Origin of the sequence: Achromobacter sp. GbtcB20 (assembly GCF_019091095.1) — a bacterium.
GTDB classification, from domain to species: Bacteria; Pseudomonadota; Gammaproteobacteria; order Burkholderiales; family Burkholderiaceae_B; genus Achromobacter; species Achromobacter mucicolens.
Map to the genome: position 1 here is coordinate 1 of NZ_JAGXJZ010000803.1, position 243 is coordinate 243.

At 72.0% G+C, this 243-nt stretch carries 1 pseudogene; it reads left to right on the forward strand.

Features of this window, described 5'->3' with window-relative positions:
- Positions 1-243 (forward strand): annotated as a pseudogene (locus KVT32_RS31185) (cysteine desulfurase); the annotation flags it as partial.

Genomic DNA, 243 nt, shown 5'->3' on the forward strand with positions numbered 1-243 from the left:
TCGAACGCTGCGGCGAAGCCTTGCGTAAGCCGGTGTTGCCCGCCTCGCGCTGCGGTGGCGGAGGCGCCGGGGTCTACCAGTTCGTCGGCGACGAGGGCTGGCTGGTGTTCGATCCGGACCGGCGCGAGTGCGTGGCGATCGACCTGGGCCCAGGCCTGGCCGAGCGCGTGGCGGTAATGCTGCGCCAGCACGGTTACCGCCTGCGCGCGGTGCTCGCCACCGGGCTTGAGGAGGAAGCCGTCA